Origin of the sequence: Gordonia alkanivorans NBRC 16433, assembly GCF_000225505.1 — a bacterium.
GTDB classification, from domain to species: domain Bacteria; phylum Actinomycetota; class Actinomycetes; order Mycobacteriales; family Mycobacteriaceae; genus Gordonia; species Gordonia alkanivorans.
Genome location: NZ_BACI01000056.1, coordinates 82,261 through 102,718 on the forward strand (window position 1 = coordinate 82,261; position 20,458 = coordinate 102,718).

10 protein-coding genes are annotated in these 20,458 nt (G+C 68.8%); 7 read left to right on the forward strand and 3 right to left on the reverse strand.

The window, feature by feature from the left end; translation table 11 throughout:
• Positions 1-13 precede the first annotated feature (13 nt).
• From GOALK_RS10485 to aroQ, 3 genes are all read right to left on the reverse strand, one after another.
• Positions 14-331 (reverse strand): ArsR/SmtB family transcription factor, encoded by a 318-nt coding sequence (locus GOALK_RS10485; protein ID WP_006358787.1) that lies wholly within the window; start codon positions 329-331, stop codon positions 14-16.
• The gene (locus tag GOALK_RS10490; protein WP_006358788.1) at positions 324-806 is read right to left on the reverse strand and encodes an SRPBCC family protein; all 483 of its coding nucleotides are present in this window, start codon (positions 804-806) and stop codon (positions 324-326) included. Before GOALK_RS10490 ends, GOALK_RS10485 begins: the two co-directional genes overlap by 8 nt.
• An 87-nt stretch (positions 807-893) precedes the next feature.
• Positions 894-1,364, reverse strand: coding sequence for a type II 3-dehydroquinate dehydratase (gene aroQ, locus GOALK_RS10495; RefSeq protein WP_006358789.1), 471 nt, complete (start codon positions 1,362-1,364; stop codon positions 894-896).
• Positions 1,365-1,432: 68 nt separating this feature from the next.
• Here aroQ and GOALK_RS10500 point away from each other — a divergent pair, with 68 nt between their 5' ends.
• From GOALK_RS10500 to GOALK_RS10530, 7 genes are all read left to right on the forward strand, one after another.
• A complete protein-coding gene (locus GOALK_RS10500) occupies positions 1,433-4,780 on the forward strand; it encodes an arabinosyltransferase domain-containing protein (RefSeq protein ID WP_006358790.1) in 3,348 nt (1,115 codons plus the stop codon).
• A gap of 63 nt (positions 4,781-4,843) precedes the next feature.
• Complete coding sequence (locus tag GOALK_RS10505) at positions 4,844-8,167, forward strand: arabinosyltransferase domain-containing protein (protein WP_373278713.1); 3,324 nt, start codon at positions 4,844-4,846, stop codon at positions 8,165-8,167.
• Positions 8,160-11,486, forward strand: a complete 3,327-nt coding sequence (locus GOALK_RS10510; protein ID WP_006358792.1) for an arabinosyltransferase domain-containing protein — start codon at positions 8,160-8,162, stop codon at positions 11,484-11,486. The genes GOALK_RS10505 and GOALK_RS10510 overlap by 8 nt, the downstream gene beginning before the upstream one ends.
• Before the next feature lie 163 nt (positions 11,487-11,649).
• Complete coding sequence (locus GOALK_RS10515) at positions 11,650-12,189, forward strand: Dps family protein (RefSeq protein ID WP_006358793.1); 540 nt, start codon at positions 11,650-11,652, stop codon at positions 12,187-12,189.
• A 269-nt stretch (positions 12,190-12,458) separates the two neighbouring features.
• A complete protein-coding gene (locus tag GOALK_RS10520) occupies positions 12,459-13,667 on the forward strand; it encodes a DICT sensory domain-containing protein (RefSeq protein ID WP_006358794.1) in 1,209 nt (402 codons plus the stop codon).
• Between the two features lie 150 nt (positions 13,668-13,817).
• Complete coding sequence (locus tag GOALK_RS10525; protein ID WP_081474336.1) at positions 13,818-17,075, forward strand: arabinosyltransferase domain-containing protein; 3,258 nt, start codon at positions 13,818-13,820, stop codon at positions 17,073-17,075.
• Entirely contained in the window at positions 17,068-20,433 is a 3,366-nt protein-coding gene (locus GOALK_RS10530) for an arabinosyltransferase domain-containing protein (protein WP_006358796.1), read from the forward strand. Before GOALK_RS10525 ends, GOALK_RS10530 begins: the two co-directional genes overlap by 8 nt.
• Positions 20,434-20,458: the final 25 nt, after the last annotated feature.

A 20,458-nucleotide genomic window follows, 5' to 3' on the forward strand; every position in this document is an offset into this window, starting at 1 on the left:
AACCTCTCGCGGGTCAGTCGCGTTCGGCGGCCTTCTTGATACCGGCCAGTCGCCGATCCCATCCGCGCGCGATCGTGTCCAGATGTCGTGCGAGGCGCGAGAGCTCCGAACCGGCTGCCTCGTGACGTATTTCGCGGCCGGCACGGGTCGCTGTGACCAGGCCCGCATCGGTCAGTATCTTGAGATGTTTGGCGATCGCCTGACGGCTGATCGGCAACTCGGTGGCGAGGGTCGACGCCGACGCCGGTTCGGTTCCCAATCTGACGAGGATCTGCCAGCGACTCTCGTCGGCGAGAGCGCCGAAGATCTCGACCGGAGCAACCTCAGGCATCGGATCTGCTCGTCAGGTGGGTGCGTGCCAGTTCGAGCTCGAGCTTCCACCCTTCGGCGTTGCCGTCGAACCGGGCGCGTCGCTCCGCCTCCGAACCGGACAGCGAGGCGAATCCCGACTCGACGACCTTGAGGATCACCCCGGACTCGGAGTCGGCGATCCAGAACTCGACGAGCGTCGACTCCGAGTCGGGATCGGATGCGTCGGCGAGCCAACGGAAGGCGGCGTAGCGCGGCTCGTCGAGTTTCACGGTGCGAAAGACGAAGGCGCCGTGGACCGGATCGTGCACCGTCGACAGATCTCCGTCGCGGTCGATCCGGTGCTCGGTGATCACGCTGTCGTTGATGTACCAGCCGGGTTCGCTGACGAGCTGCCACACGCGCTCGGCGGTCGCCTCGATGGCGATCTCCCGCTCGACCCGATCGAAGTTCTCATCGGTTGCCGCACTGACTGTTTCGGGATCGGTCGCACTCATGACGCCTCCTGGGTCACTTCGAATGATGCAACCCAATGGTTGCATCACGGCTCGTGACTTGCAACCCCTGGGTTGCAGCAATCGGGTTCAGTCCACGATCTCCGCGAGTCGTCGGATCGCAAACTCATAGCCGCGGATGCCGTAACCCGCGATGACGCCGGCCGCGAGCGGTGAGACATAGGAGTGGTGCCGGAACGCCTCGCGCTTGTGCACATTGCTGATGTGCACCTCGAAGATCGGCACGCCGGGCACCACCAGGGCGTCGGCGAGGGCCACCGACGTGTGGGTCCACCCGCCGGGGTTGATGACGATGCCGCTGATCTTCCCGACCGACTCGTGAATCCAGTCGATCATCTGTCCCTCGTGATTGGTCTGCGCCGCACGCAGGCCGAAACCGAGTTCCGACGCGGTCCGCTCGGCGAGGTCGACGACATCATCGAGTGTCTCGGAGCCGTAGATCGCCGGCTCACGCGTACCCAGGGTGTTCAGGTTCGGCCCGTTGAGCAGCAGGATCGGCAGCGGTTGCGCACCGGCCGTATCGGACGTGGAGTCGGACATGGGTTCACCATAGTCTCAGCCGCCTCGCCGACCGGGGCGAGACACCTCAGCGGCTACCATCTCTCTTTGTGCCAGCGCAGACCGTCCGACGAGCGAGGATCGTCGCCATCGTCACCGGCCTGCTCGGCTTTCTGCTCGCGCTCGCCACCCCGCTGATGCCGGTCGAGCAGAAGACCGCGGAGATCAACTGGCCCCAGAACGGACAGATCGGTTCCGTCGCCTCCCCGCTCATCGGCTACACCCCCGTCGACCTCGACGTCACCATCCCGTGCGCCGCGGTCGACGACCTGCCTCCCGGTGGTTCGGTGCTGCTGTCGACCACACCGAAGCAGGCGGAGAAGTCCGCCGAACGCGGCCTGTTCATCCGCAAGACGGGCGCCGCCGCCGCCCCCGCCGACCGCCAGGGCGTCGAGGTGGTCATCCGCAACGTCCCGCTGATCTCCGCGAGCCTCCAGGACATGCGCACGCAGGACTGCCGCGAGATCGTCGTCCACGCCGATTCCGACGCGGTGACCGCCGAGTTCGTCGGCATGACCAACGACGCCGGCGACCCGCTCGAGGGCACCACCGAGGACAAAGAGGCCTTCAAGAACTCGCCTGATCAGCGACCGCAGGTCACCGGCCTCTTCACCGACCTGTCCGGACCCGCGGCCGCCATCGAGGGTCTCGACGCGCACGTCACGGTCGACTCCCGGTACAACACGGCCCCGACGATCTCGAAGTGGCTCGTCGTCATCGTCGGTGTCGCCTCGACGTTGCTCTCGCTGGCCGCACTCGCCGCTCTCGACGCGACCGACGGCCGCCGTCATCGACGCATCTTCCCGGCCCGCTGGTGGCGCCTCAACGCGCGCGACTATGTGGTGATCGGTGCGCTGATCCTCTGGCACATGATCGGCCCGAACACCTCCGACGACGGTTACCTGCTGACGATGTCGCGGGTCGCGCAGGACAGCGACTACACCGCCAACTACTTCCGCTGGTACGGCGCGCCGGAAGCGCCGTTCGGCTGGTACTACCAGGTCTTCGGACTGCTCAGCCATGTCTCGGTGGCCAGTCCGTGGATGCGGCTACCCGCGCTCGCCTGCGGGATCCTGGTGTGGCTCATCGTGAGTCACGAGGTGATCCCGCGGCTCGGCCGCGCCGCGATCGCGCGCCCGTATGTCGCGTGGACCGCGGCCTTCACCTTCCTCGCCTGCTGGTTCCCGTTCAACAACGGCCTGCGTCCCGAGCCGATCATCTGCCTCGGCGCCCTGCTCACCTGGTGTTCGGTGGAGCGCGCCATCGCGACCGGCCGCCTGTTACCCGCCGCGGTGGCCTGCCTGGTCGGTGCCTTCAGCATCGCCGCCGGCCCCACCGGCCTGCTCGCAGTCGCGGCACTGATCGCCGGCGCACGTCCGATGATCATGGCGCTGATCAAACGTGCCCGGGTGATCACCGGTGACTCGACCTCGCCCCGCGCGCTGCGATGGTCGTTCGTCGCGCTGATCGCACCGATCCTGGCCGCCGGCAGCTTCGTCGTCTTCGTGGTGTTCTCGAACCTGACCCTGCGCTCGTTCTCCGAGGCGTCGAGCATGAAGACCGCGCTCGGACCGTCGATGAACTGGTACAACGAGCTCGGTCGCTATTCGGCGCTGTTCGCCTTCTCCGCCGACGGCTCGATCGCTCGACGCTTCGCGGTCCTCGCGATGATCCTCGGTCTCGTGGTGTCCGCAGCGGTCCTGATCCGCAAGAACCGCATCCCCGGAACGGCCATCGGACCCACCCGGCGCATCGTCGCGATCACCTTCGCCTCGCTGGTGTTCCTCATGTTCACGCCGACCAAGTGGACCCACCACTTCGGCGTCTTCGCCGGTATCGCCGCCGCACTGGCAGCCATCGCCGCGATCGCCGCGAGCCAGCAGTCGATGCACTCACGACGCAACCGCACCCTGTTCTGCGCGCTCGTCCTGTTCATCGGCGGTCTGGCGTTCACCGCGCCGAACTCCTATTACTACTACTCCTCCTGGGGTATGCCCTGGGGCATCCAGCAGGTGACGATCGGCGGCGTGATGCTGGGCAGCGTCCTGCTGTACGCGTCGCTCGCGCTGCTGCTCGTCGCACTGTGGTTCCACTTCCGCGAACCGTTCACCGGCACCGATCCGCATCCCGCGGAACCCGTCGACACCTCCGACCGGCGGTGGTATCGGCGACTGTTCGCCTCGGTGGCGGCCGCCCCCCTCGCCTACCTCGCGATGGCGGTCGTCGTCTTCCAGATCATCACCGCGATCTTCGCCGGCATCCACCAGAGCTCGTCCTTCTCGGTACCGCGGTCCAACCTGGCCGCGGTCGCCGGAAAGCCGTGCGCGATGGCCGACAAGGTGTGGGTCGAGGCGGACCCGAACCGCGACATGCTGCGCCCGGTCGACTCCTCGCTCACCAATCCGCTCGCCGGGCCGCCGCCCGCCCCCGGCGCGTCGGCCACCACGTCCGGCTTCTCACCGAACGGGGTTCCGCTGGACCTGGCGTCGACCGCCAGCGAGGGCTCGCTTGGCGTGCTGTCCGGCAACGTCTGGGCCGACCCCAAGATCCTGAACTCCAACCCCGGCGGCACCGGCGGCGGCGAACTGCCCGAACCCGGCGTCAACGGCAGCACCGCGGCCCTGCCGTTCTTCCTCGACCCCGCGACGACGCCCGTGATGGGCAGCTACTCCAAGCTCGACCAGGTTCCGGCGCGCCTCACCTCCGGCTGGTACGCGCTCCCGAAGGACTGGCGTGACCGTCCGCTGCTGACGATGTCGGTGGCCGGTGAGTACGACAACCCGAACGTGATGCTCGAATACACCGCCGACCCGATCGGACCGGACACCGGGGACGCCGACCTGACCGCCGCCGGTGAGACCGAACTCATCGACCCCGGACCGCGCCCGGCCTGGCGCAACCTGCGGTACAACACCGATGAGCTGCCCGCCGACACCACTGCGGTCCGCATCGTGGCCACCGACGACAATCTCAACGAGGACCGCTTCATCGTGCTGACCCCGCCACGGGTTCCGCAGATGGACACCCTGCAGGACGTCGTCGGCAGCACCGACCCGGTACACGTCGACTGGACGTCGGGGCTCGGCTTCCCGTGCCAGCGACCGTTCACCCACGACGCGGGTATCGCCGAGATCCCGAAGTGGCGCATCAAGCCGGGAGCCGATCTCGCCGCAGCGGTGTCGGCGTGGCAGAACAGCTTCGGCGGTGGACCGCTCGGCTGGATCGAGGTCTCCCAGCAGGCGACCGCGCTGCCGACGTACCTGATGGCCGACATCGGTCGCGACTGGGGCGCGCTGGAGCGCTACGAGCCGTACGGCGGCGTGGACACCCTCGCCGACATCGACACTGGCACCCAGACCCGCAGCGGCCTCTGGAGCCCGGCGCCGATCCGACACTGAGGAGCGGCGCAGCTCAGGGTGGGCGCTAGGTGGGCGGGTGCCGGTCGCATACGATCAAGCACCGTGCCTGTGACAGCCCCGACGTCCCGTGTTTCCGCACGTACCGCCCGTCTGATCGCGATCGTCGCGGGTGTTCTCGGCGTCGTGCTGTGCGCTCTCACCCCGCTCCTGCCGGTGAAGGCCACCGACGCCGACATCACCTGGCCCGCAGGTCAGGAGCTCGCGGCGGAGACGTCATCGGTGATGGCGCCGCTCATCGCGCAGACCCCGCAGACACTCGACGCCCGCATCCCGTGTTCGACGCTTACCGGCGCTCGCAACGGCATCGTCCTCTCGACCATGCCGGTGAGCGCGCCGAAGTCGAAGGGCTCGTCGCTGTGGGTGACGAAGTCCGATCAGGCCGTCACCGTCACCTTCCGCAACAGCGTCGCGGCCACCGCGGCCCGCGCCGAACTCGACCGTTGCCGCGAGCTGCACATCTTCTCCGCCCCGAGCGGACCCGGCGCCCGGTTCGTCGGCCTCGGTGAATCGACGGTCCTGCCGCCGGAGAAGCGACCGCAGGTCGCCGGCATCTTCAGCGAGCTGAGTGCCGAGCAGGCCCGCGCCGCGGCCGACGCCGGGATGTCGGTCTCGATCGACATCGACAACCGGTACGAGTCCTCGCCGACGGTCCTGAAGATCATCGTGATGGTCCTCGCCGTGATCTCGGTGATCGTGGCCCTGGTCGCCCTGGCCCTTCTCGACCGCATCCAGGGCTACCACCGGCGGATCGGGGCCCGCACCCACGCCTGGTGGCACTCACTGAAGCCGCGCGCCGCCGACCTGGTCGTGACGACGATCCTGCTGATCTGGCTGTTCCTGGGTGCCGGGTCGCCCGACGACGGTTACGTCCTCAACATGGGCCGCACCGCCGACGGGTTCGGTTACCTGGCCAACTACTACCGCTACTACGGCATCCCCGAGGCGCCGTTCGACTGGTACTACAGCTTCCTCTCGATGTGGTCGTCGATTTCGCCGTCGATCCTGTGGATGCACATCCCGGCACTCGTCGCCGGCCTCGTGTCGTGGTTCGTGCTCAGCCGGGTGCTGCTGCCGCGTCTCGGCCCGGCGGTGCGTCGCAGCTCGTGGTCGACCTGGGCTGCCGCCCTAACCTTCACGGCGTTCTGGCTGCCGTTCTGCAGCGGCCTGCGCAGCGAGGGCATCATCGTCCTCGGCTCCCTGTTGACCTGGTGGGCAGCCGAATACGCCATCTCCACCCGACGCCTGCTGCCGGCGGCGCTGGCCGCGGCGCTCGCCGGGTTCACCCTCGCGCTCGCCCCGCACGGCGTCGTGGGTGTCGCGATCCTGCTCGTCGCCGCCCGCGCGTTGCTGCACATCCTGCTCCGACGACGCAGCGAGCTCGGCGGTTCGACGTGGACGTCGACCGCGGCGCTCGTCGCGCCGATCGTCGCCGCCGGGATGGTCGTACTGGTGATCGTGTTCCGGGACCAGACGCTCGCGACTGTGCTCGAGGCCATCAAGCTCCGCTACACCGTCGGCCCGGTGATCTCCTGGCACCAGGAGTTCTTGCGGTACTACTTCATCTCGGTCGTCACCGACGACGGCTCGCTGACCCGGCGGGTGCCACTGCTGCTGCTTCTCGCCGGCCTGTTCGTCGTGGTCGCGGTGATGCTGCGGCGCACCAGGATTCGCGGTGTCGACCCCGGCCCGGTGTGGCGTCTCGTCGGCGCCGTCGGCGTGACCCTGCTGCTGTTCGTGTTCACCCCGACCAAGTGGACGATCCAGTTCGGCGTGCTCGCCGGTCTCGCGGCGGCGATCGCCGCGGCCGCGACCCTCGCCGTCGCCCAGTCCGCAGCACGATCGGCACGCAACCTCACCGTCTTCGTGTCGGGTCTGCTGTTCGCGATGGCCGCGGCGATGGCCGGTTACAACTCCTGGCCGTTCGCCTACGAGTACGGCATCTCCTGGTTCGACCGGGCGCCCGTCATCGCCGGCTACGGGGCGTCGACGCTGTTCCTGATCCTCGCCGTCCTCGCCGCCGCCCTGGCGGTGTGGCAACATCTGCGACTCGACTACGTCACCAATCGCGGACTCGCTCACAGCGACACCGGCCCCGGCGAGACCCGCGCGGATCGTCGCCGCCTGTTCCTCGCGTCCTCGCCGATCGCGGTGATCGCCGGACTCCTCGTCGTCGTCGAGATGCTGCTGTTCGTCAAGGCCGCCGTCACCCGGTATCCGGCACCGACGGTGCTCACCGAGAACCTGAACACCCTGCGCGGCAACCCGTGCGGCCTCGCCGACGAGGTGCTCGTCGAAGTCGACCCGAACACCGGCATGCTCACCCCCGCCGGCGGTGCGTCGGCGACCGAGGCACTGCGCGGCGAGAACCCGGTGGGCTTCTCCCCCAACGGCATCCCCGGCGACCTGCAGCCCGAACCGGGAAGCCAGCGCCCGGGCCAGATGAACGTGTCGGCGAGCATGGCACGCCCGTTCGCCATCACCGGCGGACTCGGCTCCGGGACCACCGGCGGCCGCGGACCCGAAACCGTCAACGGGTCGAACGCCAAGCTCCCCTACGGACTCGACCCGGCCACCACGCCCGTGCTCGGCAGCTACGGATACAACGGCGAGGCGCGCCTGACGACGGGCTGGTACGACCTGCCCGCCGACCGTGCCGCGTCGCCGCTGCTCGTGTTCAGCACCGCGGGCGCCGTCTCGACCATCGACACCTTCGGGGTACGCAACTTCGGGCAGAAGATGGTCGTGCAGTTCGGCCGTCCCGGCCCCGACGGCTCGTTCCAGCAGGTCGGCCCGGACATCCTGCCCATCGACCCCGGACCGGTGATCCTCAACCGCCCGTGGCGCAACATGCGGGTGCCGATGGCGGCCGCACCGCCGGCCGCGACCGTGATGCGACTGTCGTTGCAGGACAACAACCTCGGCGACAAGCAGTTCATCGGGATCACCCCGCCGCGCGCGCCGCAGCTGCAGACCCTGCAGGAGGTCGTCGGGACGACGGCGCCGACCCTGATCGACTTCGGGGTGGCCTCGCACTTCCCGTGCCAGCAGCCGATGGGTGTCTCGCACGGCGTCGCCCAGGTCCCGCAGTGGCGGATCCTGGGTGACTACCCGCTGACCAACTCGCAGTCCAAGACCTGGCAGGCCGGGGTCGACGGCGGCCTGCTGGCCATCTCGGAGACGACGACCTCGGCCCAGGCCGTGTCGACCTACCTCAAGGACGACTGGGTCCGCGAATGGGGCGCCCTGGAGAAGCTGACGCCACTGGTACCCGACGCACCGAACGCACAGATCGACACCGCACAGACGACGCAATGGGGCTGGTCACGCGCCGGCTCGATCAGGGTGGAGCCCGAATCCGATGAGTGAACCCAACCCCACGAGCACGGCCCCGCAGGCCGACGAGCGGCCCGGACGCGACTATCGCACCGCGAAGATCGTCGCGGTCGTCACCGGCCTGCTGGGTTTCCTGCTCGCGATCGTCACGCCGATCCTGCCGGTGAACCAGACCACCGCCGAACTCGAATGGCCACAGGGCGATTCGGTCTCGGATGTGGCCGCACCACTGGTGGCCTTCGTCCCGATCGACATGGACATGTCCGTGCCGTGTTCGCTGGCCGCCCGCCTGCCCGCGCAAGGCGGTGTCCTCCTCTCGACGACGCCGGAGGGTGGACAGGACGACTCCGCTCGCGGCCTCTTCGTCCGCGCCACCGCCGACACGCTGACGATGATCGACCGCAACGTGGTGCTCCTCGACACCGACCGTGCGGCGGCGCAGGCCAACCCGAACTGCCGGATCGTGATGCACGCCGACGGTGAGGGCGTCGACGGCCGCTTCGAGGGCCTGCCCGCCCCGGACGCCGCCGATGGTGGTCTCAACGAGTTCGCCATCCCCGACCACGAGATGCGACCGCAGATCGTCGGCATCTACAGCGATCTGCCCGCCGACGTGTCCCGCGACGGGTTGTCGCTGCGCGCCACCATCGACACGCGCTACGTCACCTCGCCGACGCCGGTGAAGCTCGCGGCGATCGTGATCGGCATCGTGATGACGATCCTCTCGCTCATCGCTCTCGGTGTTCTCGACAGCCGGGACGGGCGGGCGCACAAGCGTTTCCTGCCGACCGGTTGGTGGACCATCCGCCCGCCGGACGTCGCGGTGTTCGCGATCCTGGCCTTCTGGTGGTTCGCCGGCGCCAACACCTCCGACGACGGCTACAACTTCACCGTCGGCCGCATCACCAGCGAGGCCGGCTACGCGGACAACTACTTCCGCTACTTCGGTGTCCCGCAGGATCCCTTCGGCTGGCATTTCCAGGTCATCTCGGCGATGTCGCACATCAGCGTCGCCGCGCCGTTCATGCGCCTGCCCGCCTTTCTGCTCGGCCTTCTCGGCTGGTGGCTCATCAGCCGCGAGGTGATCCCTCGTCTGGGCCGCACCGTCCGCAACAGCACGCCCGCGGTCTGGTCGGCGGCGTTCGTCTTCCTCGCAATCTGGTTGCCGTTCAACAACGGTCTGCGTCCCGAACCCGCCGAGGCCGTGGGCGCGCTGCTCACCTGGTGCTGCGTGGAACGGGCGATCGCGACGCGGCGCCTGCTGCCGTACGCGATCGCGGTGGTGACCGCGGCCTTCACCCTCGCCCTCGCCCCCGGCGGGTTGATGGCGGTCGCCGCGCTGCTCGCGGGCATCCGGCCGATCGTCAAGACGCTCGTGTCCCGGCGTCGCCGCGACGGGCTGCTGCCGATGCTCGCGCCGATCTTGGCCGCCGGTACCGCGGTGCTCTTCCAGATCTTCTTCGACCAGCCCCTGGCCCCGCTGATCGCGGGCAACAAGGTCGCCTCCGACGTGGGGCCGACCCTGGAGTGGTGGCAGGAACCGATCCGGTACTACTACCTGATCCTGCCGACCGCCGACGGCACCCTCGCGCGTCGTTTCGGCGTGCTGGCGATGATCCTCTGCCTGTTCGTCGTGCTCCTGCGCCTGCTCCGTCGCGAGCATCCCAACGGCGTTGCACGGGCCCCGATCTGGCGACTGATCGCGGTCACGCTCGGCACCATGTTCCTCATCGCGTTCACCCCGACCAAGTGGACCCACCACTTCGGCGTCTACGCCGGTATCGCCGCCGGTATCGCCGCCGCGGCGGGCGCGATGATGGCGCCGGCCGTCCTCCGGTCGCGTCGCAACCGCACCTTCTTCGCGGCCGCCGTCCTCGCGATCACCGGGATCTCCTTCGCCGGCACCAACGGCTGGTGGTTCGTCGGCAGCTACGGCGTGCCGTGGTGGGACCGCCCGCCGGCCGTCGGCGGGATCAACGTCGCGTGGTTCATCCTCCTCGCTGCGGTGGTCACCGCCCTGGCCGGTCTGTGGTTCCACTTCCGCGACGACTTCGTCGACGAGCAGACCCGGACCCTCGGTGGCGACCGGTGGTACTCGAAGCTCAAGTTCTCACCGCTGCCGGTGATCTCCGGCCTGATGGTGCTGTTCATGGTCGCCTCGTTCCTGAAGGGCGCCTACGAGCAACGGGACTCCTGGTCCTGGATGAAGTCCAATGCCCGTGCCCTGACCGGCAACTCGTGCGGTCTGGCCAATGATGTCCTCGTCGAGGCCGATCCGACCGCCGGCCTGCTCTCTCCGGCGGCAGTCAACGGACGTCCGGCACCCGCTGTCGCACAGGCACTCTCGGGTTCGGACTCGACCGGCTTCACGCCCAACGGCGTCCCCGACAAGCTGTCGGTGGACGCGACCGAGAGCGACACCTCGTCCACCACGACCGCCCAGAACACCGCGCAGACCGGCGCCGGTGCGGACGAGTCCGCCGACTCGTCGTCGGCGCAGGGTGGCACCGAGGGCGGACAGGGTGCGCGCGGGATCAACGGGTCGACGGTCCGTCTGCCGTTCGGGCTGAACCCAGCTGCGACACCGGTTCTCGGCAGCTACGGCTCGCCGTCGGGCTCCGCCTCCCTGACGACGGACTGGTACCAGCTGCCCGAACGTTCCGACGACGCCCCGCTGCTCACCATGGCGGTCGCCGGGTCGGTCGAGGCCGTCGACGGAATCGGCGTCGTCCACGCCGGCCAGAAGGTGATCGCGCAGTTCGGTCGTGTCGGCGCCGACGGCCGGGTGGTGCCGACGGGACAGATGTTCCCCATCGACATCGGTGAGGTCCCGACCTGGCGCAACCTGCGGTTCCCGCTGGCCGATTCGCCGGCACAGTCGACCGTGGTGCGCATCCTGGTCGAGGACACCGCAGCGGCGTCGTCGGAGTGGGTGGCCATCACCCCGCCGCGCGTCAGCAGGCTGGCGACCCTGGACGATGTCGTCGGCCGGACCGACCCGGTCTTCATCGACTGGCTGCCCGGTCTGGTCTTCCCGTGCCAGCAGCCGATGAAGGTCCGGCACGGTGTACTCGAGGTGCCGAAGTGGCGGATCATGCCCGACGCCGAGGCCACCCGGAAGAACAGCCAGACCTGGATGTCGGGCACCGCGGGCGGACCGTTGGGCATCACCGAGGCGATGCTGCGTCCGACGCTGCTACCGACGTACCTGCGCAACAACTGGGGCCGCGACTGGGGCGGCCTGCAGCGGTTCACCGAGATCATCCCGGCCCCGCCTGCCGAGATCGAACTCGGGGAGGCACGACGGTCGGGGCTGTACGACCCCGCCCCGATGCGTTCCAGCGGGTACTGAGGCTCTGACCTGGTCCGACGAGGGTGTCGCGGTGCTACCCGCAACACCCTCGTCGAAACCAGGCGACCTCCGTTCGTTACCGCACCGTGACCTCCAATCTCGGTCGCGTCACTCATCCCGCGCGACCCTCGATCCCGCCGTGACCGCGGCCTAGCGTCGTGTCATGAGTAAATTCACGGCACCAGGACTCAGCACGGAATCGGCCGATGAGGTGGCCGGGATCCTGCAGGAGCGCCTCAGCGCACTGAACGACCTGCATCTCACCCTCAAGCACATCCACTGGAACGTGGTCGGCGCGAACTTCATCGGGGTACACGAGATGATCGACCCGCAGGTCGAACTCGTCCGCGGCTACGCCGACACCGTCGCCGAGCGCATCGCGACCCTGGGTTCGTCGCCCAAGGGCACGGCCAAGGCGATCGAGACCGACCGCTCGTGGAGCGATTACTCCATCGGTCGCGACACCGCACAGGCACACCTCGGAGCCCTCGACCTCGTCTACGAGGGCTTCATCACCTCGCACCGAGACGCGATCGAGAAGATCGGTGAGATCGACCCGATCACCGAGGACGTCCTGATCGGGCAGACCGCTGAACTCGAGAAGTTCCAGTGGTTCGTCCGCGCCCATCTCGAGAGCTACACGGGCGAGCTGAGTCACGCCGGCGCCAGCAGCGAGAAGGAAGCCGCCGACGCCGCACGCTGACCGCTAGACCGGGTGCGGGGCCATCGCCCGGTCCCGCACTTAAACCGCGGTCGCGACCGCCCCCACCACCAGCTCGCGGCCGCGGTTTCCCCCCTCTTGACCCGAACACGTTGCGAGAGTTGATCTCTCGATGTGGTACGGGTGTTGTCGCACGTCCAACCGTCGACGCACTGTTACTCTGGGCACAGGCTTAGGCCGTGAACAGGATGTGAAGACAATTGCGTCCGCCGGATCGATCGGGGCGCCCTCGCTCTGACGGGGAGGTACGTGTGGCTGAAACACGATCATTCACGCTGTTCGACGATCTGGAGCTCCACATGCAGTTCGCGCCGGTGTGCCGGCTGTCGGACGGAGCGTTGGCTGCCGTCGAACTACAGCTCCGTGGACCCGCCGGAACCCGCCTCGCCACCGCCGCCGCCCTCAAGCGGGCCGCACGGCTCGTCGAAGAGCACCCGGTGCTGGACGAACGTAAGCGGAAGATGGCCGCCAGCCCGCGCGCGCAGTCGCTGGCCAAAATCCTTCCCCTCCTGGTCAACCTCGATCTGGAACTGATCGACAATCTCGACGAGGAGACCACTCACACGCTCGAGCGCCACGTCATGGTGATCCTGCCCGACTCCGTCGAACGCAGTCCCCAGCGCACGCTGGCCCGGGTCGCGCGGGCCCGCGCCGCGGGCAAGATCATCTGTGTCGACGGCCTGGTCCGCAGCGAACACGCCGCCACCCTGCTGTCGCTCGTCGAACCGGACATCATCGTGACCGGTGCCGAGCTCCTCGCCAAGCAGGCCACCGCCGATGCCGCACAGCTCGTCCACGCCCTTGCCGCGCACACCGAACGCAGTCATGCCGTGGTGATCGCCGAGGGCGTCGACGACGAGTCGTCCCGGGTGACCGCCCAGACGATGGGCGCGGCCTTCGGTATCGGCGATCTGTACCCGCCGGTGTCCGACCCGTCGACTCTGGCGACGCGGACCATCGTCCCGCTGCCCGACATGCCGGTGTGGACGACCCCGGACTCGGAGAAGTCGACCCCGTATCGCATCGCATCGACCTCCATCGAGCCGCGCATGGGCAACAAGCGCCTGCTCATCGAGATGAGCAAGGCCTTGGAACACCAGGCCGCGATCGGGGGCGCCGCCATCGTGCTGGGCACCTTCCAGTTCGCCGAGCACTTCACTCCCCGCACCGCCAAGCGGTGGCGGGAGATGTCGACCCAGACCGGCCTGGCCGGCGTCTACGGCGTCGGGCTCCCCGATGTGCGGGACGGCAACGTGCACCGGGCGCCCCTCGATCCCGAGGACGACCTGATCAACGAGTGGAACGTCGCGGTCCTCGGCCCGCACTTCGCCGCACTGCTCTCCGCGCGCGACCAGCACGACGCCGGCCCCGACCTGGCGCGCACCTTCGAGTTCGTCCAGACCTATGACCGGATGACCGTCACGCAGGCCGTTCACTCGATCCTGGCCAGGTTCGCCTGAGTTCCCGACGGGAGCTCGATTTGGGATTGTCACAGCATCGCTGACTACGATGCGCCTGTGCCGAAGTCGCCTGGAGTGTCCGAATCAGACGAGCCCACCGTCGGCGCCGACACCCCCGTAGCGCAGTCTTCCGATCGTTCCTCGCGGCCCGTGGCGATCGTGGCCGCGGTGGCCGGACTGGTCGCCCTCGCCGCCGGTGTGCTGACCCCGTTCCTGCCGGTCACCACCTCGACGGCGTCGATCACGTGGCCGCAGAGCCAAGAGCTGGGCGCGGAGTCGGCGTCGGTCACCGCACCGCTGGTCGCACAGACCGCACGCGATGTGCAGATCACCATCCCGTGCCGGGTGCTGGCGGCCACGCCGGGCGATGCGACCACGACGGTGCTGTCGACCATGCCGGCGAGCGCCACGAAGGCGCGTGAGAACGGTCTCTTCGTGGTGGCCGACGCCGCGAATGTGACGGTGTCGGTCCGCAACAAGACCCTGGCCTCGGTACCGCGTTCCGCTCTGGCGGGATGCGACGACCTACGCATCTTCTCCGACGCCACCACGACCGGCGCCCAGTTCGTCGGCCTGCCCCCGGGTGCGGCGAGCGCCGGTGGCGGCGATGTGGGCCTGGCCGAGCCGTCGTCGAATCCGCAGATCGCGGGTGTGTTCACCGGCCTGACCACCGAGCAGGTCCGGGCGTCGGGCATCGACGTGCGGATCGAGATCGACGACCGCTTCGACTCCTCGCCGTCGGTGATCAAGTGGCTGGTCATGATCATCGGCGTCGTCGCGGCGATCGTCGCGCTGATCGCGGTGGGCCGACTCGACCGCATCCACGGCTACCACCGCCGGGTGGGCGGCAGGCTCCGCTGGGGAAAGGTGCTGCGGCCGACGCCGACCGACATCGGCGTCACCCTGACGCTCGTCGTGTGGCACTTCCTGGGTGCCGGGTCGCCGGATGACGGCTACATCCTCAACATGGGCCGCAACGCCGCGGACGCGGGCTACCTGGCCGACTACTACCGCTTCTACGGCATCCCCGAGGCGCCGTTCGACTGGTACTACAACTTCCTCGCCTACTGGTCGACGATCTCGACCACCGGCCTGTGGATGCGTCTGCCCTCGTTGATCGCCGGCCTTGCCGCCTGGTTCATCCTCAGCCGGGTGCTGCTGCCGCGTCTCGGCGGCGCCGTCCGCCGGTCCCAGTGGGCGATGCTGACCGGTGCAGCGGTGTTCCTGGCGTTCTGGCTGCCGATGTGTTCGGGTCTGCGCAGTGAGGGCATCATCGTGCTCGGCACGCTCCTCACCTGGTGGGCGGTCGAGGTCACGGTCTCGACGCGCCGGATGCTCCCCGCAGCACTCGCCGCGCTCACCGCGCTGCTGACGCTCGCACTGGCCCCGCACGGCCTGGTCGCGCTGGCTCTGCTGATCGCCAGCGCCCGGCCGTTGCTGCGCATCCTTGTCCGCCGCCGTCGTGAAGACGGTCTGCTGCCGCTCCTCGCACCTGTCCTCGGTGCGGGTGCGCTCGTCGTCATCGTCGTCTTCCGCGACCAGACGCTGGCGACGGTCTTCGAGGCGATCCGCATCCGCTACTCGGTCGGACCGACGCTGGCCTGGTACCAGGAGCTGCTGCGCTACTACTTCCTGGCCGTGAACCACACCGACGGTGCACTCGCACGACGCATCCCGGTGCTGCTGTTCGCCGTGTCGATGTTCCTCGTACTCGCGATCATGTTGCGTCGCAAGCGGATCGACGGAGTCGACCCCGGGGCCGTGTGGCGCGTCCTGGGCGCATCGTTGCTGACGATCCTGCTGCTGTCGTTCACGCCGACCAAGTGGACGATCCAGTTCGGCATCTTCGCCGGCCTCGGCGCGGCGCTGGCCGCCGTCGCCTGTGTCGCGATCGGCCAGGCGGCGAGCCGAACGCTGCGCAACCTGTCGATCCTGATCGCCGGCCTGCTCGTGGCGTGTGCCGCCGCCGCGGCCGGCAAGAACGCGTGGCCGTGGCCGTACAACTTCGGCATCGCCTGGTTCGACAAGGCACCGGTCATCGCCGGGATGCAGGTGTCCACGGTGCTGCTCGCGCTGGCCGTCGTCGCGCTAGTGTTCGCCGTCTGGCAGCACCTGCGCATGGACTACGTCGACGAGACCGGCCTGTCCCACGACCAGGGCGCCGCTCCGGCCGGTTGGCGCATCGGCGTCGCCTCGGCACCGATCGCGGTGATCGCCGTCCTCATCGTCGTCTGCGAGCTCGCGGTCTTCGCCAAGGCCGCGGTCAGCCGGTCCGACACGTTCACCGTGCTGTCGGCCAACCTCGACTCCCTGCGCGGCAACACGTGCGCCATGGCCGACGCGGTGCTCGTCGAGCCGGACCCCAACAAGGGCACACTCGCCCCCGCTGACGGCGGATCGGCGTCGAAGACCCTGGAGGGCGACTCGCACGGCTTCAGCCCCAACGGCGTGAAGCCCGACCTGACACCGCAGGCCGGTGCCCAGAAGCCCGGCGCGATGAACACCTCCGCGGACCTCTCCAAGACCTTCATCGTCTACGGTTCCAACCCCGGCACCGCGGGCGGCGTGGGCCCGCGCGGGGTCAACGGCAGCACCGCCGCGCTCCCGTACGGCCTCGACCCGGCCACCACGCCGGTCATGGGCAGCCACGAGACCAGTGACGGACAGGCCACGCTGACCACCGGGTGGTATCGCCTCCCGGATCGCGACGCCTCGCCGCTGATCGCCGTCACCGCCGCGGGTGCCGTGTTCACCTACGACCGCGACGGTGTCCCGATCTTCGGGCAGACGCTGCAGGTCGAGTTCGGCCGCGAGGTCGACGGCGAGTTCGTCGAGGTCGGCGCACCCGCGGTCCCGATCGACGCCGAGCGGTCGAACCGGCCGTGGCGCAATCTCCGAATCCCGATGGACCGCGTGCCCGCCGATGCCACGGTGATGCGCCTCGTCGCCAAGGACAACAACCTCGACGCCGACCAGTGGCTCGCGATCACGCCGCCGCGTGCTCCGGTCCTGGAGACCCTGCAGCAGGTGGTCGGTTCGACCGATCCGGTTCTCATCGACTTCGCCGCCGGCGCCTGGTTCCCGTGCCAGCGGCCGATGACCGCCCACGAGGGCGTCTTCGACGTCCCCGACTGGCGAATCCTGCCGGAATCCTGGATCGCCAACTCGCAATCCAAGACCTGGATGGCCGCCGAGGACGGCGGCCTGCTGACGACCGTCGAGGCACTGACCCGGCCGTCGACGGTGGCGACGTATCTCGACAACGACTGGTATCGCGAGTGGGGCAACCTGCAGCGACTCAACCCGCTGGTGCCGCAGGCGCGGCCGGCGGACGTGACAACCGGGTCGGCGACCACATGGGGATGGTCACGACCCGGCCCGATCAGGGTGGTGCCCGAAGATGACTGACCGCGTTGACGCTCCCATCGAAGCGGAGCACGACGACTCGCCGCCGGCGAAACGGGAGCAGAGTTTCTCCGAACGCCATGCGGGCAAGGCGCGCATCGTCGCCATGGCGGCGGGCGCGCTCGGCATCCTGCTGGCGCTGCTGAGCCCGTTCCTGCCGGTCGACTACACGAAGTCCGAACTCGTCTGGCCGCAGCAGGGTTCGGTCGCCAACGTCGCCGCACCGAACGTGTCGTTCGTGCCGGTGTCGATGGAGGTCTCCGTCCCGTGTGCGCTGGGTGCGTCGCTCCCGCGCACCGGCGGCGTCCTGCTGTCCACGGTGCCCGAGGGCGGTGCGGAGGCTGGGAAGGTCGGCCTGTTCATCCGGGCCACCGCCGACTCCCTGCAGGTCGTCCAGCGAAACGTGGTGCTGCTCAACACTCCTCGCACGGCCGCCCAGAACGCCCCGGACTGCCGCATCGTCGTCGACGCGGACACCGACGGCAGCCGCGGCTCGATCCAGGGCGTGCCCGAGACCGCGAGTGCGATCCACGAGTTCGATCTCCAGGACCCGAACGCGCGTCCGCAGATCATCGGCGTCTACTCGGGACTGCCGTCGACCGTGTCCACCGAGGGACTGTCCTTCCGGTCGACCATCGACACCCGATTCGTCTCCACCCCCACGAGTCTCAAGTTCTGGCTGCTGGTGCTGGGCGTGGCGGCGACCATTCTGTCGCTGGCCGCCCTGGCGGTTCTCGACGCCCGTGACGCCCGCGGGCACCACAAGATCTTCCCGGCCGGCTGGTGGCGGGTCCGCCCGGTCGACGGATTCGTCGCACTCATCTTGGGAATCTGGCTGTTCGTCGGCGGCAACACCGCCGACGACGGATATCAGGTGACGGTGGGCCGGATCGCCCGCGAGGCCGGCTATCTCGACAACTACTACCGCTACTTCGGCGTGCCGCAGGATCCGTTCGGCTGGCACTACCAGTACCTGTCGGTGTGGATGGACGTCAGCACGGCCACCCCGTGGCTCCGCCTGCTGCCGTTCATCTTCGCGATGACGTCGTGGTGGCTGATCTCCCGTGCCGCGATCCCCCGCCTGGGTCGTGCGGTCCGCGAGTCGACGCCCGCGATCTGGGCCGCCGCCCTGGTCTTCCTCGCCGTGTGGATGCCGTACAACAACGGTCTGCGCGTCGAACCGCTGATCGCACTCGGAACCCTGTTCACGTGGGTCTGCGTCGAACGGGCCATCGCCACCGGGCGGTTCTTCCCGCTGACGGTCGCCATCATCTCGGCGGCGTTCACGCTGACCATCCACCCCACCGGGGTCATCGCGGCGATCGCGCTCATCGCCGGTATCCGGCCGCTGCTCAAGCGGTTCATGGTGCGCCGCAAGCGCGATGGCGCCCTTCCGCTGCTGCTGCCGATCCTGGCCGCGGGTCTGGCGGTGATGTTCGAGATCTTCGCCGACCAGCCGCTCGCCCCGATCCTGGAAGCGGTGTCGGTCAACGGTCAGGTCGGTCCCACCAACAAGTGGTGGGAAGAACCGATGCGCTACTACATGCTGATGAACCCGACCGCGGACGGCGGCATCGCCCGACGCTTCGGTGTCCTGATCGTGTTCACGTGCTTCGTCCTCGTGGTGATCATGCTGCTCAACCGGCGGCATCTGCCCGGCATCGCGACGGCACCGACGTGGCGTCTGCTGGCCATGGTCGCGGGTTCGGTTGTGCTGATGGCGTTCCTGCCCACCAAGTGGACCCACCAGATGGGTGTGTACGCGGCGATCGGCGGTGCGCTCGCCGCGGTGGCGACCGCGTGTGCGGACCGGACGATCATGCGGCGCCGCCGGAATCGCACGCTGTTCGCGGCCGCCTGCGCCTACGTCCTCGCCCTGGCGTTCTCCGGACGCAACCAGTGGTGGTACGTCGGCAGCTACGGAATCCCTTGGCGCGACGCCGTTCCCGATGTCAAGGGCATCCCGCTGTGGACCGGCATCCTCGCCGTTGCGGTCGCACTGACACTGCTGGGCCTCTGGCAGCACTTCCGCGACGACTACGTCGACGAGGCGGTCCGTGCGGGCTCGTCGACGTCGCTGTTCTCACGCCTGCGGAGTCCGTCGATCATCATCGTGTCGGCGATCATGCTGGTGTTCACCCTGGTCTCGTTCGCGAAAGCAGACTGGACGCAGCGCAATTCGTGGTCGTGGCTCAGCTCGAACGTGAACGCGCTCAAGGGCGAACCGTGTGCGCTCGCCGACGCCGTGCTCGTGGAGAGCGACCCGACCGCCGGACTCCTCGCCCCGGCACGCGTTGCCGGACAGAACAATCCGTCGCCGGGTGCGGCCCTCGCGGGCGCGGGCATGGCGGGCTTCGATCCCAACGGCGTCGCGTCGGATCTCTCCGAGGACACCGAGGAGGAGTCCGACGACTCCGCGGGCACCTCGACCGCCGAGGTCGATCGCACGCAGACCGATCCGACCGAGGACGGCAGCAGCTCCGACGACACCACCACGTCGTCGACCGACACCAGCGGCGGTCGTACCGCGCAGGCGGGCGTCAACGGCTCGACGGTGAAGCTGCCGTTCGGACTGTCACCGTCCAAGACCCCGGTGCTGGGCACCTACAACTCCCCCACCGGGACCGGGAACCTCACCTCCGACTGGTACCAGCTGCCCCAAGGGCGTTCCGACGCCCAGCCGCTGATCACCATGTCCGTGGCCGGCTACGTCGAGTACATCGATGATCTCGCGGTCGTCCGGCCGGGCCAGAATGTGCGGTTGCAGTTCGGCCGCGTCGCACCGGACGGCACGGTGGCCCCCGCCGGTCAGATGATGCCGCTCGACATCGGTGGCGCACCCGAGTGGCGCAACCTGCGTTTCCCGCTGGATCAGGCACCTCCGGGCGCCTCCGTGGTCCGCGTGCTCGCCGAGGACACCTCTCCGCTGCGCGATCAGTGGCTCGCCGTCACCCCGCCGCGGGTGTCGTCGATGGAGACGCTCAACAAGCTCGTGGGCAGCGAGGATCCCGTCCTCATCGACTGGGAGGCCGGACTCGCGTTCCCGTGCCAGCGACCCGCTCAGGTCAAATACGGCGTCCTCGAGACGCCGGTCTGGCGGATCTCCCCCGACCGCGAGGGCGAGCGGGTGAACTCGCAGCGCTGGATGGCCGGCGACGCCGGTGGTCCGTTGGGCATCATCGAGAACGAGGTGCGCGGCCGCGTCTACCCGTCGTACCTGCGCAACGACTGGGCGAAGGACTGGGGCTCGCTCCAGGGCCTCACCCCGATCCTGCCGCAGAAGGACGCGGAGCTGATCATCACCACCGAGACCCACAACGGCCTCTGGACACCGGGGCCGATGCGGGCGATCGGCAACTGACACCCTCCGCAAACCCTCCCTTTTT